We start from the raw sequence: 14,898 nt of genomic DNA, 5'->3' as shown, positions 1-14,898 counted from the left end.
AATGATCACGAATTTGCCTTCATCCAGGCTACAAAAATAGGTAAGTTTATGTTTGGTTTTAAGAAAAAACAGGATCCTGAATTATTGAAAGAGGCCATTATCAATGCCCTTCGGGGTATTTATGATCCGGAGATTCCTGTTAATATTTATGATTTGGGCTTAATATATGATATATCTATAGACGATAATGCCCATGTCTTGATTCAAATGACTTTAACTACTCCTGGATGTCCGGTTGCACAAACTTTTCCAGGAACTGTAGAACAAGCAGTCAATCAAGTTGAAGGAGTTAGTGATTGTACGGTTGAATTAGTTTGGGAGCCACCTTGGTCTCAAGAGCGGATGACTGAGGCAGCACGTCTTGAACTGGGAATTTTTTACTAATGTGGGAACCTTCTGCACCTATTGAATTCTTACGTCAACGTGCTGAATTATTAAAAAAGATACGTTATTTTTTTACGGAGCGTGGTTATTGGGAGGTAGAAACACCAATAATGGCACGTTACGGTACAACAGATGTTTACTTAAGTAATATTGAAGCACTGTTTCGAGGTGAAACCTATTACCTACAAACCTCTCCTGAATACCATATGAAACGTCTTCTTGCTGCAGGTAGCGGTTCTATTTTCCAAATTGCACGCGTATTTCGCGATGATGAATTAGGTCGTTGGCATAATCCGGAGTTTACTCTCTTAGAATGGTATCAATTGGGTATTGATCATCATACTTTGATGGAGGAAATGGATCTATTCTTACAAATGATTTTGCGATCTAAACCCATGCTTAAGAAAACCTATCAACAAGCTTTTCTTGAGGCGTGTCATGTTGATCCTTTTTGTGCGACGTTGGAAGAGCTTCGGCAGGTATTAGTGGGTTTTAATTTAGACAAAGTGTTGCCAGCAAATGAAGAAGACAAAGACCAGTATTTATTTTTACTGATGAGCCATATAGTGGAACCTTTTTTAGCTAAGGAGAGTGTTCCTGTTGCTTTATATGATTTTCCGAGCTCACAAGCGGCTTTAGCTAAAATGAATGATGGAGTTGCTGAGCGCTTTGAAGTTTATTATCAAGGGGTTGAATTAGCCAATGGATTTCATGAGTTAACGGATGCTGCTGCACAGAAAAAGCGTTTTGCTCTGGATCAACATCTAAGAAATGAAAAAGGGCTTCGTACCGCCGAGGCGGATCAATACCTTTTAAACGCTCTGGAGCATGGGTTACCCTCGTGCAGTGGCGTGGCTTTAGGAGTGGATAGGCTCTTGGCTTTAGCCCTAAGAAAATCTGAAATAGCGAGCGTCATTGCCTTTGATTTTTTAAGAGCATAGGAATGTGTACGTTATTTCGTGCACATTCCTTAGTGTGATTAGACATACCCTCCTGGTATGGGGATGTTTTGTAGCGGCGCGCTATGGTTTTCTTTTTGAAATTGAATATATTCCCATTTTGCCTTTGTATCCATAGATTGAAATTCATTTATTTTAGCAGTAATTCTCTGTGTAAGAATTTTTTTGTATTCCGCATAATCCGCGGCTGATTTTACAAAGTCTTGCGGGTTATTCAAACAGTAGCTTATATAATTAAGTTGTTCTTTGGTGGCATAAGGAAGATCGGGTTTTGGAGGGGCTTTAAAAAAACAATTTTTTAATGTTCTGGAGAAAGACCAGCTAATCATATCTTGTAATTCTTCGACAATAAATTTAAATTGCGCTGGTTGCCTTACAGGAATATGATCCAATTCACCGTTAATCATTTCAACGTAATCTGCGATTAATTTTGTGGAAAAAGGCATTTTGGTCAACTCATTAGTTATATTAATTGTCCGAAGTATAAAATTTCTGAGCATAAAATAGCAATAGCTAAGTTATTCAAAACTTCTGTTTTATGATATTTATCGCCTTCAGTTATAAAGGGCTAATTGCTCATGACAAATCCACTTGGCTTCAGCCATGATGGAGTAAACTTCATTATCTCCGATGATAATATGATCCAACAATCGCACATCAACTAACTCTAAAGCCTCACGCATACGCTCTGTTACCGCTATATCTTGAGGACTGGGATCAGATATCCCTGATGGATGATTATGAGCAAGTATTAAGGCAGCTGCATTAAGTCTAAGGACACGTTCTATGATTGGCCTTGGGTGAATCGTTGCCGTATTGATGGTGCCGGAAAAAAGTTCATGATAAGCAATGATGCGATGTTGATTATCAAGAAACAAAGCGACGAAGGTTTCATTTTTATAATCACGTAAACGCTTTTTTAAATAGGCATACGTTTGTTTGCTGTTGGTAATTTGGGTTTCTTTTTGGATCTGAATAAAATCACTACGTCGGCATATTTCTTTAACAGTTTGTAGTTGGACATATTGAGCCTCCCCTAATCCTTGTACCTGTGTGAAGCTTTGCGTATCTGCATTAAGAACAGCACGTAAATCACCCAGATGAATGAGAAGGTCACATGCCAATTGCATGCAGGATTTTTTGTTATTGTCTGAATTGATAAAAAGAGCAAGTAATTCTGCATCTGAAAGGCTCTGTGGGCCATAAGTGAGTAGTTTTTCACGCAGATCGAACTGCCATGTTTGGGCGCCTGTCATTTTCTATTCCTTTATTGCGAAGTTTATGCTTTGATCGGTGCTATTCTTATCAAAAAAGGTTCGTTATGCAAGATTTTATTGGTAGAAAAGTTCTTCTTGGGGTTTGTGGTGGGGTTGGTGCCTATAAGTCTGCTTTTCTCCTTAGAGAGCTAACTCGAGTGGGGGCTGATGTTAAAGTTATAATGACGCGCTCGGCACAGGAGTTTGTGAGTCCGTTATTGATGCAAGCGCTATCCGGTAACGATGTGCGCACTGATTTATTTGATGCTCAAGCAGAACGTGCGATGGGACATATTGAACTAGCGCGTTGGGCTGATTGTTTGGTTATAGCGCCTGCTTCTGCAAATTGTCTTGCTAAAATAACACACGGCATCGCAGATGACTTACTTTCTACTTTATATCTTGTTGCAGAAACTCCTATTATCGTTTGTCCCGCTATGAATCGGAGCATGTGGGCTCATCCAGCGACACAGGCAAACTGTAAGATCTTGCAAGACAGAGGGGTTATTTTTGTTGGGCCAGAAGAAGGTTCCCAAGCTTGTGGGGAGTATGGCATGGGGCGAGTTAGTGAGGCAGAACAAATTATCAATGCCATACGTTTACATGAGGTGCATCAATTACTAGCGGGTAAAAAAGTAATCGTTACTGCAGGACCTACTCGTGAGTCTATAGATCCAGTACGTTATATCAGTAATTATAGTTCTGGTAAAATGGGCTATGCTATGGCAGAAGCAGCAGCAATGGCTGGAGCGCAAGTGACTTTAATTAGTGGACCAAGTACCTTAAATGTTTCGACTACCATTCAACAGATTCAGGTTGAATCTGCTCAAGAGATGCTGAATGCAGTGATGAAGGAAATGCCGGAGGGGGGAATATTTATAGGAACAGCTGCTGTTGCAGATTATAGGGTTGAGTCGCCTGCACTTGAAAAAATTAAGAAAAAAAATCAGGATGAGTTAACGCTTAAACTGGTGAAAAACCCTGATATTCTAAATCAAGTTGCTGATTCAGCTAAAGCGTCTTTTGTTGTTGGATTTGCTGCCGAGACTACCAATGTTATACCTTACGCTACAGAAAAATTGCAACGGAAAAAACTGGATATGATAGTAGCTAATTCAGTCGGAAAAGGAATTGGATTTGATAGTGAAGTGAATCAAGTCACTGTAATTACAAAAAACAAACAAATCGAATTACCGTTAACCCATAAAACACGGTTAGCGGGTCAAATTATTGCAATCCTTGCCGCAACTCTGCAAAATGAGGCGCATTAAAACTAATAGGAAAAATTATGACCCAGGCTATTCAATTAAAGATTCTTGATTCAAGAATAGGTGATACTATTCCTTTACCTACTTATGCGACTCATGGTTCAGCTGGTTTGGATTTGCGTGTTTGCATTAACGAACCTATGCAAATTGCTCCTCAAGAAACAGTATTACTGCCTACAGGCATCTCGATTTATATTGCCGATCCTAAACTAGCAGCGGTTATTTTACCTCGTTCAGGCTTAGGTCATAAAAATGGTATTGTTTTAGGAAATTTGGTGGGATTAATTGATTCAGACTATCAAGGGGAGCTCAAGATTTCGTGTTGGAATAGAGGCGTCGAACATTTTACAATAAATCCAGCGGAGCGTATTGCGCAATTGGTTTTTATTCCTGTTGTGCAAGCTGCTTTTGAAATTGTGGATGATTTTACTGAAAGTGTAAGAGGTGAAGGTGGATTTGGAAGCTCAGGGAGGCATTAAGATGAACTATCAGCAAAAGCAAATTTCTCGTTCTGTTTTTCGTGCTTATGATATTAGAGGCATCATCGGACAAGAATTGGATGAACATTCTTTTTATAGTATTGGTTTGGCAATAGCTTATTATTTACATGATTTAAAAAAACAACAAATTTTCTTAGCACGTGATGGACGTCTTACCAGTTTAGCTATGGCTTCGGCTTTGAAACAAGGGTTACTGGATAGTGGCATTGATGTATTTGATTTGGGTGAAGTTGCTACGCCGGTAATGTATTTTGCTGTGTATACCCAAGGAATTGATTGTGGTTTGATGGTTACGGGCAGCCATAATCCTGCCAATTATAATGGCATTAAAATGGTTTTATCCGGAAAAACTCTAATGCAGGAAGACATCGATATTTTGTATCGTTTAGTAACCAAAGGTGAGCGAGTTTTTGGTCATGGTAAAGAGAGTGCATTTGATATTCTCTCTACATACAAACAACGAGTTGTGAGTGATATAAAAATTAAACGCCCATTAAAAGTTGTGGTTGATTGTGGAAATGGTGTTGCTGGTCCGATAATTCCGCAAGTGCTTCGTGAATTAGGATGTGATGTTATTGGTTTATATTGCGATGTTGATGGTCGTTTTCCTAATCATCATCCTGATCCCACTATTGAGGCAAACTTAAAAGATTTAAAAGCCGCAGTGGCAAGTCATCAGGCAGATATAGGGTTGGCATTTGATGGTGACGCGGATCGATTGGGTTTAGTGACCAATCAAGGGGAAATGATCTGGCCTGATCGTCTAATGATGCTTTATTCACGTGAATTGTTAAGCAGACTTCCAGGGGCTACGATAGTTTTCGATGTAAAATGCTCCAGTCATTTAGAGTCGGTAATCAAAGAAGCGGGTGGTATACCTAAAATGTGCCCTACAGGTCATTCTATAGTAAAGCATGTGATGAAAAAAGAACAAGCTGTTCTAGCAGGTGAAATGAGCGGGCATTTGTTCTTTAAAGATCGCTGGTATGGATTTGATGACGCGTTATATAGTGCTTGCCGTTTGTTGGAAATTATTAGTGCGTCAGATATGAGCGTAAGCGAACAATTTGCATCAATTCCTAATAGTGTAAATACTCCCGAATTAAAGATTGCTATTGCTGATGAAGCGAAGTTTCAGTTTATGGAGCAATTTAGTGGGTTAGCCGATTTTTCAAAAGCACGCATTATTTCTATTGATGGTTTACGTGTTGAATTTGAAAAGGGATGGGGGTTGTTACGTGCATCGAATACCACTCCTTGTCTTGTAGCCCGTTTTGAAGCCGATGATGAAAATTATTTGGAGCAAATAAAACAGTTATTTAAAGTACAAATGAAACGGTTGGATGCTACATTGGAGTTACCATTTTAGTGGGATAATTGTTCACGTCCTTTTACAAGGGGCGTGAACGATTACGACAAAGCGACTAATTCATTTAAGTTGACATTATTGCCTGAAGGATTATGAAAAAGTCAGTTAATCCGAATCCTGTTATATTTCTCTTCAGTTTTTTCCACTACGTCTAATTCCTCTTGAAGTTTTTCCTTATAATCTTTAAATGTCTCACTAAGCGTATCTTTACCCACTAGCTTCTCTGTATCAGTGTGAAGCTCATCATGTAAATAACGAGTAAATGAGTTCGCATTAATGCCTGAAGTGTTAACTATTTCATGTGTTGTTTTTAATATTTCGGCCATAGGCTGGTTCTCCTCAATCATTTTTATTAATTTGTCCGCTTGATCCCTTCCATACGAACCATAAGACCAATTAGTGAGTCGCCAGCCTGTAGCGTTTACGCTAGACCATTGTAAGTATTTTTCTGCAGCTGTTTTTACTTTCTCTATGGTTTTACCAATCTTTTCCTTTTCGGTAAATATTTCCCCAATTTTTAGTCTTTTCTCGTCAATCTTTTGTTGAAGTGCAATTTTATCTTCTTCCTTCACCAAGGTATTTTTCTGCTTTTCAAGCGTTTTTAATGCTTCGAGTAGATCACTCTTGCATTCTTTGGCCTCTGTCATCGTTTTAGATTTTGCTATTTGTTCAGGTTTGATGGCATTACATTTTTTAGTCAAAAACTCAAAAGCTTCTTTTTCCTTTGTTGCAAATGCAGATTCAATTTTTATTCTTGCCTCGTCAATCTTTTGTTGAAATTTTTCTTTGAATTCTTCATTAGGGAGGGTACCTTTTTTCTCCTCAAGTTTTCTTAATTCTTCCAGTGAGTCGGTTTTGAGCCGAATGATTTTTGGGAAGTTGGTAGCTTTTGTGATTTGATCGAGCTTAATGGCATCATTTAATTCTTGATTTAACTTCACAAAGGGATGAAAACCAGTACCTACGATTGCGAGGGCCACTTTTCTTTGTTGTCTTGCTTCTTCTTCTAATTTTGCCAGTGCACTTTCATAGTTAATTTTATCCACTCCTCTCAAATCATCAATCACTTTTTGAATTTCATTAGTTGTACTCTTTTTTAATTGTTCCTCTTCTACTTTTTTTAATATGTTGTTTTCAGCTTCAGATAACCCTGGACCTGGTACTTTTGCTAATGCTTCGTTTACCAGTTTAACGGTCTCTATGGCCATTAATACTTGTGGCGTGTTGGCTATTGAATCGGGGAAAGGTTTCTTTTTATCCTCAGCCCCAGCAGCGATGGCAATTAGTTGACCATAGGTGTACCCGTCTACTTTAACCCGACCAATTTCATTCCCTTTAAATGGACTTCCTTCGCATCCAGGTCGAAAGGATCTGCCGTCTTTCCCTACGTCATCTACAACGGCGATACCGTCACGATCAATGAATGTGTCATAGGATCTCTTGTTTGTATGGTCTTCGATCCACATATGTTCAGGTACCATATTATCATGTCGAAAACCTCCGCAAAGGAACATATTCTCCACAGGCAATACAGTCTCTGCTGTTCTGAGTTTAAGAATTTCCCCCATGTTGAACATGCGTTCTTCACGTATCTCTTTTTCGGTTAGGCTTGGAAACGGCTGCACCTCATATTTTTCATTCAATCGCTTTTTTTTCTCTTCATTAATCTCATGCAAATCCCATGCATGCATGCGTTCCTGAAGTTTCTTCGTGCCCACATTTGCAAATTCCGTGTTAAGTTCATTTCTTGCCTCCCAAAAGGGCGAACTTATTAGTGCAAACACATGGCAGGACTGACCCGTATCATCTCTTGGAACAGTTTCCATATCCCGATTAAATTTAACTAAAGGAGACGCATATTCTTGAAACAGAGCATTGTACGCTGGAGTTGCATATTTTGATTTGGGCATGATTTGACCTTTTTGATATTTAGAAAACCATTTTTTTAATTATAGATATATTTTTATCTTTTTTGGTGCATGATTAAAAAATTTGCAACATATTGGATTAGTTGAAAATGAAATAATCACAATTATCTTGTTGTTTTTAAAATAATCATTGTTAAAAGACATTTTTTACAAAGATCTTATATGGATGGTGGCGAGATGGTATTTTCTTATCTACCGAGCTATCATAGACTGCCTTAAGACAATGTCAGTGGCTGAGGCGATGTGTCAGCATCTTCTCAAAGCCTTAACATGAACGTACTAAATTTCTGAGTTCAATACGTCTTTGGATTTGCAAGCGTATCAATCAGTTTTGAATTCCTGTATTCCATACCGCTCTAATACATGTTGACTAATACTTTGGGCTAATTCCACTTCACTGAAAAAAAAGGTTCCTTTAATTTCTTGATTTAATAAAGTTTTTTCTTCTTCATTTTGTGCTTGAATGACGAGTTCAATTCTGGGATTTAATTGTTGCGCTTCCTTTAACGTCTGCCTGATATCAAAAACATCAAAGGTCGTTACAATAATCATTCCTGCTTGTGCGATATGGGCTTGACTCAGTACTGAAGGATCCGCACTATTTCCATAGACTGCAGCTATTTTATGGATTCTCAATTGTTCTATAAGCTCACGATTTTGATCAATGACTACATAGTGGATATTATGATTGGTTAATATTGTTCCAATAAGCTTTCCAACTTGGTTATATCCAGCGAGAATAACATGACCCGACAGATATTTTTCATCTTCGGTAATTGATAGTTCCATTAAAGGATCTTCAGCGGGTTCAAGACTACGAGCCCACGGAGATTTTGCACATATCCAGGTTTGCAGTGGTTTGATTATTTTAAATAAGAAGGGATTTAGAGCAATAGAAATTAAAGCACCGGCAAGAATTAAGTCTTGTCCCTCTAGGGATAATAATTTTAATTGTACCCCATAGGCAGACAGAATAAATGAAAATTCTCCTATTTGTGCTAAGCTTGCTGCAACCGTTAGGGCGGTATTTAATGGATAACGAAAAACTAATACCAACAAAGCTGCGGATATAGATTTTCCAATAATAATAATGCTTACTATAATAAGTACACGTAGTGGTTGTTCAATAAAGATATACGGATTAAATAACATCCCCACCGAGACAAAAAATAAAACGGCAAAAGCATCTCGCAATGGAAGAGATTCTTCTGCAGCACGACGACTAAATTTAGACTCTTGAATAATCACTCCTGAAAAAAATGCTCCCAAAGATAATGAAAGGCCAAAAAATTTTGATGCTCCAAAAGCAATGCTAACCGCAGCGGCTATGACACATAAAGTAAAGAGTTCTCTTGATCCTGTTCGTGCAATTTGCCAAAGCAATTTAGGGAGTATCCAGCGGCCAATCAACAGCATGACAACAATAAAAGATGAGATTTTAAATAACGCACTTCCTAAGATAAGCCATAAATTTTTGTTTTCGTTTCCTGTAACTGTGTTAACCAATATGCCATGAGCGGTAAAAATAAAAGTGCAATAATCATGGCAATATCTTCAACAATTAACCACCCCACCGCAATTTGCCCATTAATAGAATGTACTATTTTTTGAGCTTCTAATGCTCTTATTAATACCACAGTACTGGCAACAGATAAGGCAAGACCAAAAACGATTGAACTCATTAGACTCCAGCCCCAACAAAGAGCAACACCTCCTCCTAGAAAGGTTGCAACAATAATCTGGAGTAAGGCTCCTGGCAAAGCAATTTTTCGGGTTTCAAGCAAGTCATCTAAAGAAAAATGAAGTCCAACACCAAACATTAATAGTATTATGCCTATTTCAGCAAGTTCTGCGGCGATGTGTGGATTAGCTACAAAGCCTGGAGTGAATGGACCAATAATTATACCTGCCAATAAATATCCCACTAATGCTGGAAGTTTAAGTTTTATGGCAATGAGTCCCATTACCAAAGCTAAACTAAGAGCCGTTGCCAGAGTGGTAACTAAAGGTAAACTATGGTTCATCTATCAAGTGTTTCCTTTTAAGTGATAGTTTATAATTTTTCCACATTTTTGAATTATAGGCACAGTTTTTATATAGATGCTTATATTTTTTACAGCTGCGCAAGAAAAATAGATCACATCCAATAGGGTATCAAGCTCAAAATAGGGTAAGACGTCAGCAATACAGCCATTGACTTAATAGATTTTGTCATTAGCGCTGTTGTTTGCTATAACTGGTTTCGAATAAGAGGTATCTGTAATGCAGCTGCAATTAATTCTGCTCGACTATGACAATGGAGTTTATTTTTAGCGGCATTAAGATGATCTTCGACTGTTCTTGGGGATAAATTTAATTGTTGACCGATTTGTTTGATGGTCATACCCTTAACTAAATAATAGAGGCAATCTATTTGTTTTGCGGTGAGGTGATTGTTTAAGTTTCGAATAGGTAATGGCACATTTTCAATCGTGTTAGGCGTAATAAATGGAATAGTCTCTTGTAATGCGGTAAGCAATGAAATATCACCATCAATTTGAAAAGAGATTCCTACGATACCTATGAGTTTTCCATCTCGCGTGCGTAAGGGTGCTTTACGGCTTAGATAGTAGAGCGGGCCACTATCGAGTTGCACTGGCTCAATGAATGTTTTAACTTTGTTTTGTTCGATGATCTGCGCATCATTTCTCATGAGTAAGGGCGCTTGTTCTCTCCACAGCAAGTCAGTGTCCGTTTTTCCTTTTACATCATCTATTTGCATCTTAACAACAGAGGACATGTTCAGATTGCAGTCCAAATAGAGCCCTTTTTTATCTTTTACATATACGTTTGCTAATGTAGTATCCAAAATATCATCTACATTAGTAGTTACAGCATTGTCTGTACACATAAATTGAGCAAGATTGCGAGTGATCATACTACCTCGACAATAAAGAGTAGTTTTTCATTATAAAGCAATGATCAAATTATGTACATAAATTTACTGAGATTAGAGCCAACTTACTCGTGATTGCTCAAAATTATTGACGATCACGGACAAAGTACTTCCTAAGCTCCACATACAGCTAAGACAGATAAATGAAAATACTATCTGAGTGATTGACATATTATTGAAATAAAATATTTGCAAGAACACTGAAAAACAGGTTAAAACCACGCCAAATAAAGTGATATGTAAGAGTCCTAAACGCTCAATGGGTTTTCCTACAAAAAAAGCTAATAAGATAACGTATATTGGAATAACCACTAAGATGATATCAGATTTATGCGTGATAAGGGTCAAATTTACGATGGCGAAGTCTAAGCAGCGTCCTAAAAACAACAAGAAAATTCCCATAAAAACATACCATTTAATTTGATATTCATTCATGTGGTCAGTTTTTAAATTTGTTACAGCATTTTTATTATTTTGCAAATAATTCACAATTTTTGATACCGTATTAATCACGGTGTGAGTCTGTTTTTGCAATTAAAAGCAGAATACGTTTCTAAAAAACGTGCTACATTCAATCATTACATTGAAAAATGAAGAGGGTTCAGTTTAACCATGTCACATTTTTTAAAATATAAAGCATGACTTCAAGAAGCTGATTATTTTGTTTTCGCGCCGGAATTTTTTCCTGTCTTATCAACTGAAAGTCATGTTGTTCGGCTAATTGGCTAATATAATCCGGATGATGACTAAAGCGAGCACTTGTTTCGAGATGCCAAGGAGTGGATGTGCTGATTTCTGCAGTAAAAATAAAATAACCTTGGCGTTTTAGGTGTAAATGAATGGAATGAAATAAGGCATCAAGCTCACCAAAATAAGGGAGGACGTCAGCAGCTACAATTAAATCATAAGAGTTTTTGTTTTGCAGAAGAAATTGATTTATTTCTGACTCGAATAAATTATCATAAATTTCTTTTTCTTTAGCCTGAGCCAGCATTTTTGCCGCAATATCGACACCAACTAAATATTTGCTCATTTCGCGAAGCACAATACCAGTTAACCCAGTTCCGCATCCAAGGTCTAAGGTATGAGTATTGATTGGTAATTCCAACTGGTGAATTACACGAGCAATATGTTGAGGTATGGAGTAATGCAGTGTGCCTTTCATATGTTGATCGTAATAAAGTGCGTAATTATTGAATAAGTTATGAGCATACTCAGGGGTAGTTTGGGCATATTCATTTCCTTTGATGGCATGGAGCATATGGGCGCTAATTGTATCTTTAGGATTAATCTCTAGAGCGCGTTCTAAATATTCTTGTGCTTTTTCTTTTTGATCCATTTTAATATAAATTGCGGCCAAGTTATTTAAAGTAGACGCATGCTTGTTTTCTAACTGAATAATATGTTCAAAATGAAGAATTGCTTCATTCAAATGTCCTAAGGCCATTTGGGCCACACCTGAATTATATAAATATTCGAGATTATCAGGATCCTTTTGCAATAAAACATCATAATGCATTAGTGCATTTTCAAAACGATCGTGATGCATGAATGTTGCTGCCAGATTATTACGCGCTTCGGTATTGTCGTTGTCTAGAGCTAATGCTCTACTGAAAAAATCAACTGCTAATTGATTTTGTTTTCTTTTTAACGCGATTACTCCCAAATTCGAAAGTGCTTCTATTTGTTTATCATCTTGTTTCAGTACATTTTGAAAAGCATTTTCTGCTTCAGATAGAGCATTTTTTTCTAAGTGCAGGACTCCTAAATAGAAAAGAGCGTCTGTGTGTGACGGATTTAAAGAGATGACATTATTGAATTGAGTTTTTGCTGCTTCTAATTGATTATTTTGAAGTAATAATAAGCCTAAATTAAAGTGTGCGGCACTAAAATCGGGTTCAGCATGAACTGCTTTGGTATAGTGAAATAATGCTTTTGAATAGTTATTTTGCATTGCATAAACTGTTGCCAGATTGTTGTGAGCTTGTGCATATTCTGGATCGAGTTGTATTGCACGCTGATAATATTCAATAGCTTTATCCAATAGATGTGTTTTTTTATAGGCATTAGCTAGATTATTGAGCAAACTGATATCATTGGGACTGATTGAAAGGGCCTGTAATAAGTAGAGAATAGCATTATCCATGTCACCTAATTGAGCATAAATAAGCCCTAAAAAATGCAAGCTATTCAGATGGCCAGGTTCGTGAGCCAATATTTGTTCATAAAGACTAATGGCTTGAGGGAGTTGTCCTTCATATTGAAATTTGTATGCTTGCGCAAAAAGTGCTTCTGTATTCATGTATGTTCACGCCCCATTCGCCGAAAGGTTGGTAATACGCACATCTTGCGTGAAAACAATCTTCGGAATCTCTAATACTGATTTTAATCAGTATTATTTTCACGAATCTGAGCTTAATCAACCTTTCATCAAGATTCAAATATACTTTCTGAACAGATACGTGTTTATTATAAATTTTGAATATAGTTACGCAATTGTTTCAAAGCTTGTGCACGATGACTGATATTATTTTTAAGTTTAGCAGGTAATTGTGCCATCGTGCATTGATATTCAGGAAGATAAAATATGGGATCATAGCCAAAACCACCATCACCAGTGGGTATATCATGAATAAATCCCTTACAAATTCCAGTTGCGATGATTGGTGTGGGATCTTTTGCCTGTTGGACTAAAGCAATCGCACAATAAAACCATGCTTCTCGCTGTTCATTAGTTAGCTGAAGCATGTTTTCTAATAAAAGATTAATGTTTTCAACATCGGTTGCATGGTTGCCGGCATAGCGAGCAGAATAAATGCCAGGAGCTCCATTTAAAGCAGGTACTACTAAACCTGAATCATCCGCTAAAGCAGGTTCATTTGCATACAAGCTGGCATGGCGTGCTTTGATTAAGGCATTTTCTATGAAGCTTAAGCCGTTTTCTACAGCATCTGAAATTCCTAAAGTGGTTTGAGGAATACATTCAATAGGATTTAATAAAGCATTTAACTCTTTAATTTTACCGGAGTTGCTGGTAGCAAGAACAATTTTTTTCATTATTTTTGGCCGTAAAAGTATAAAGATATAGCTGTAAAAGAAGGGAAGGTCTTGGAAGACGAATTGTCAACGGCCCTTACTAAAAAGTTAATTGTAACGTGCCGAAAAGAAAATAGAAATTAAATTTCTACAAATTTTTCTGGATCCATCATATTAGGGCGTGTTAACACACCTTAGGGATCAACCTGTAATTACCTCAGAATTGATTTTCCAATAATGTGCTATATTTACTTTTTTTGAACATAATTATGAGCAAAAATCATCCTATATTAATGGCTTTATTGCAGCTTATAGACTAAAATATTGATTTTATTGAGGAGCATGATGATGCCTCTTACTCATCTGTTATTAGCTCTCTTAGTCGTTTTAATTTGGGGGGTAAATTTTCTCTTTGTTTCCTTTGGACTTGAAGAAATTTCACCTTTGTTGCTCTGTGCCTTACGTTTTTTATTGTCGAGTGTTCCTGCTATATTTTTTGTCAAATTACCTAATTCTTCCTTTAAAATGATTGCCTTATATGGTTTTATTATGTTTGCGTTACAATTTTCATTTCTATTTATTGGAATGAATGTAGGTATGCCCGCAGGAATGGCATCTTTACTCATGCAAACTCAGGTTTTTTTCAGTATGTTTTTTGCAATAATTTTTTTAGGGGAGCAGCCAAATACAGCCCAGATTATAGGCGCATTAGTTGCTTTTACAGGTATTGGGTTGGTAGCTATGCATTTTGATAGTGATATGTCTGTAGTCGGATTTCTGTGTATTCTTGCAGCTGCAGCAACTTGGGGGATTGGTAATCTCATTACTAAAAAAATTAAAGGAAACAGTAATCATATGATGGCTATTATTGCATGGGGTAGTTTTATTGCTTGTATTCCTATGTTCCTTCTTTCTTGGATATTTGAAGGATCCTCCAGTTTTGCTTATACCTATGAAAATCTAAGTTGGCGTGGAACAGTGTCATTATTTTATATAGTTTTTGCTTCAACTTGGATAGGTTATGGGGTATGGAATTGGTTAATTGCTCGTTATCCAGTAGGTATGGTTGCGCCATTTACTTTGTTGGTTCCTATTGTTGCAATTTTAAGTTCTGTTGTGGTGTTGGGAGAGCCATTTCAACTTTGGAAGTTAGCTGCCGGATTATTGGTGATAGGTGGTTTATGTATTAGTACACTTGGAGCTCGTTTTTTTGTCCCTAAAGAGCAATCTGAAATAGCCTGATTTAAAAGCCAATTTATCCCT

The 14,898-nt window shown here is 37.1% G+C and carries 15 protein-coding genes; 6 read left to right on the top strand and 9 right to left on the bottom strand.

The window, feature by feature from the left end; genetic code table 11:
- Positions 1–48: 48 nt before the first annotated feature.
- Together DYH34_RS15345 and epmA are read left to right on the top strand one after the other, a co-directional pair.
- Positions 49–384 carry an SUF system Fe-S cluster assembly protein gene (locus DYH34_RS15345; protein WP_058466502.1) on the top strand — a complete coding sequence of 112 codons (336 nt, stop codon included), beginning with the start codon at positions 49–51 and terminating at the stop codon, positions 382–384.
- Entirely contained in the window at positions 384–1,325 is a 942-nt protein-coding gene (epmA, locus tag DYH34_RS15340; RefSeq protein WP_058466501.1) for an elongation factor P--(R)-beta-lysine ligase, read from the top strand. The genes DYH34_RS15345 and epmA overlap by 1 nt, the downstream gene beginning before the upstream one ends.
- A 38-nt stretch (positions 1,326–1,363) precedes the next feature.
- Here the strand turns inward: epmA and DYH34_RS15335 are convergent, their stop codons facing one another.
- Together DYH34_RS15335 and radC are read right to left on the bottom strand one after the other, a co-directional pair.
- A complete protein-coding gene (locus DYH34_RS15335) occupies positions 1,364–1,789 on the bottom strand; it encodes a hypothetical protein (RefSeq protein WP_058466500.1) in 426 nt (141 codons plus the stop codon).
- Between the two features lie 108 nt (positions 1,790–1,897).
- On the bottom strand, positions 1,898–2,599 hold the full coding sequence (gene radC, locus DYH34_RS15330; protein WP_058466499.1) for a RadC family protein: 702 nt from the start codon (positions 2,597–2,599) through the stop codon (positions 1,898–1,900).
- 65 nt (positions 2,600–2,664) lie between these two features.
- Between radC and coaBC the strand changes: the two genes are divergently transcribed.
- The 3 genes from coaBC to DYH34_RS15315 are packed head-to-tail and all read left to right on the top strand — an operon-like array spanning position 2,665 to position 5,736.
- Positions 2,665–3,870, top strand: a complete 1,206-nt coding sequence (gene coaBC, locus DYH34_RS15325; protein WP_058466498.1) for a bifunctional phosphopantothenoylcysteine decarboxylase/phosphopantothenate--cysteine ligase CoaBC — start codon at positions 2,665–2,667, stop codon at positions 3,868–3,870.
- A gap of 17 nt (positions 3,871–3,887) precedes the next feature.
- Positions 3,888–4,346, top strand: a complete 459-nt coding sequence (gene dut, locus DYH34_RS15320) for a dUTP diphosphatase (protein ID WP_058466497.1) — start codon at positions 3,888–3,890, stop codon at positions 4,344–4,346.
- A gap of 1 nt (position 4,347) precedes the next feature.
- Positions 4,348–5,736 (top strand): phosphomannomutase/phosphoglucomutase, encoded by a 1,389-nt coding sequence (locus DYH34_RS15315; RefSeq protein WP_058466496.1) that lies wholly within the window; start codon positions 4,348–4,350, stop codon positions 5,734–5,736.
- A gap of 101 nt (positions 5,737–5,837) precedes the next feature.
- Here the strand turns inward: DYH34_RS15315 and DYH34_RS15310 are convergent, their stop codons facing one another.
- From DYH34_RS15310 to rdgB, 7 genes are all read right to left on the bottom strand, one after another.
- Positions 5,838–7,646, bottom strand: a complete 1,809-nt coding sequence (locus DYH34_RS15310) for a hypothetical protein (protein WP_058466495.1) — start codon at positions 7,644–7,646, stop codon at positions 5,838–5,840.
- A 339-nt stretch (positions 7,647–7,985) separates the two neighbouring features.
- A complete protein-coding gene (locus tag DYH34_RS18770) occupies positions 7,986–9,080 on the bottom strand; it encodes a cation:proton antiporter domain-containing protein (RefSeq protein ID WP_274519461.1) in 1,095 nt (364 codons plus the stop codon).
- A 38-nt stretch (positions 9,081–9,118) separates the two neighbouring features.
- Complete coding sequence (locus DYH34_RS18765) at positions 9,119–9,688, bottom strand: cation:proton antiporter domain-containing protein (RefSeq protein ID WP_274519460.1); 570 nt, start codon at positions 9,686–9,688, stop codon at positions 9,119–9,121.
- Between the two features lie 206 nt (positions 9,689–9,894).
- On the bottom strand, positions 9,895–10,581 hold the full coding sequence (locus DYH34_RS15300; protein ID WP_058466494.1) for a helix-turn-helix transcriptional regulator: 687 nt from the start codon (positions 10,579–10,581) through the stop codon (positions 9,895–9,897).
- A gap of 72 nt (positions 10,582–10,653) precedes the next feature.
- Positions 10,654–11,112, bottom strand: a complete 459-nt coding sequence (locus tag DYH34_RS15295; protein ID WP_238589586.1) for a hypothetical protein — start codon at positions 11,110–11,112, stop codon at positions 10,654–10,656.
- 88 nt (positions 11,113–11,200) lie between these two features.
- Positions 11,201–12,901 (bottom strand): tetratricopeptide repeat protein, encoded by a 1,701-nt coding sequence (locus DYH34_RS15290; RefSeq protein WP_058466493.1) that lies wholly within the window; start codon positions 12,899–12,901, stop codon positions 11,201–11,203.
- Between the two features lie 167 nt (positions 12,902–13,068).
- Entirely contained in the window at positions 13,069–13,656 is a 588-nt protein-coding gene (rdgB, locus tag DYH34_RS15285) for an RdgB/HAM1 family non-canonical purine NTP pyrophosphatase (protein WP_058466492.1), read from the bottom strand.
- Positions 13,657–13,983: 327 nt separating this feature from the next.
- Between rdgB and DYH34_RS15280 the strand changes: the two genes are divergently transcribed.
- Positions 13,984–14,877 carry an EamA family transporter gene (locus DYH34_RS15280; protein ID WP_058466491.1) on the top strand — a complete coding sequence of 298 codons (894 nt, stop codon included), beginning with the start codon at positions 13,984–13,986 and terminating at the stop codon, positions 14,875–14,877.
- Positions 14,878–14,898 lie beyond the last annotated feature (21 nt).

This window comes from Legionella cincinnatiensis (genome assembly GCF_900452415.1).
GTDB classification, from domain to species: Bacteria; Pseudomonadota; Gammaproteobacteria; order Legionellales; family Legionellaceae; genus Legionella; species Legionella cincinnatiensis.
Note: the sequence above shows the minus strand (reverse complement) of the source record. Positions and strands in the feature narration are given on the sequence as shown.

Bases quoted from the DNA above. Each gene is read 5' to 3' on its own strand.
- DYH34_RS15300 (WP_058466494.1), bottom strand. From the start codon at position 10,581: ATGATCACTCGCAATCTTGCTCAATTTATGTGTACAGACAATGCTGTA.
- DYH34_RS15315 (WP_058466496.1), top strand. From the start codon at position 4,348: ATGAACTATCAGCAAAAGCAAATTTCTCGTTCTGTTTTTCGTGCTTAT.
- DYH34_RS15335 (WP_058466500.1), bottom strand. From the start codon at position 1,789: ATGCCTTTTTCCACAAAATTAATCGCAGATTACGTTGAAATGATTAAC.
- radC (WP_058466499.1), bottom strand. From the start codon at position 2,599: ATGACAGGCGCCCAAACATGGCAGTTCGATCTGCGTGAAAAACTACTC.
- DYH34_RS18770 (WP_274519461.1), bottom strand. From the start codon at position 9,080: ATGCTGTTGATTGGCCGCTGGATACTCCCTAAATTGCTTTGGCAAATT.
- rdgB (WP_058466492.1), bottom strand. From the start codon at position 13,656: ATGAAAAAAATTGTTCTTGCTACCAGCAACTCCGGTAAAATTAAAGAG.
- coaBC (WP_058466498.1), top strand. From the start codon at position 2,665: ATGCAAGATTTTATTGGTAGAAAAGTTCTTCTTGGGGTTTGTGGTGGG.
- DYH34_RS15290 (WP_058466493.1), bottom strand. From the start codon at position 12,901: ATGAATACAGAAGCACTTTTTGCGCAAGCATACAAATTTCAATATGAA.
- DYH34_RS18765 (WP_274519460.1), bottom strand. From the start codon at position 9,688: ATGAACCATAGTTTACCTTTAGTTACCACTCTGGCAACGGCTCTTAGT.
- dut (WP_058466497.1), top strand. From the start codon at position 3,888: ATGACCCAGGCTATTCAATTAAAGATTCTTGATTCAAGAATAGGTGAT.
- DYH34_RS15280 (WP_058466491.1), top strand. From the start codon at position 13,984: ATGCCTCTTACTCATCTGTTATTAGCTCTCTTAGTCGTTTTAATTTGG.
- DYH34_RS15310 (WP_058466495.1), bottom strand. From the start codon at position 7,646: ATGCCCAAATCAAAATATGCAACTCCAGCGTACAATGCTCTGTTTCAA.
- DYH34_RS15345 (WP_058466502.1), top strand. From the start codon at position 49: ATGTTTGGTTTTAAGAAAAAACAGGATCCTGAATTATTGAAAGAGGCC.
- epmA (WP_058466501.1), top strand. From the start codon at position 384: ATGTGGGAACCTTCTGCACCTATTGAATTCTTACGTCAACGTGCTGAA.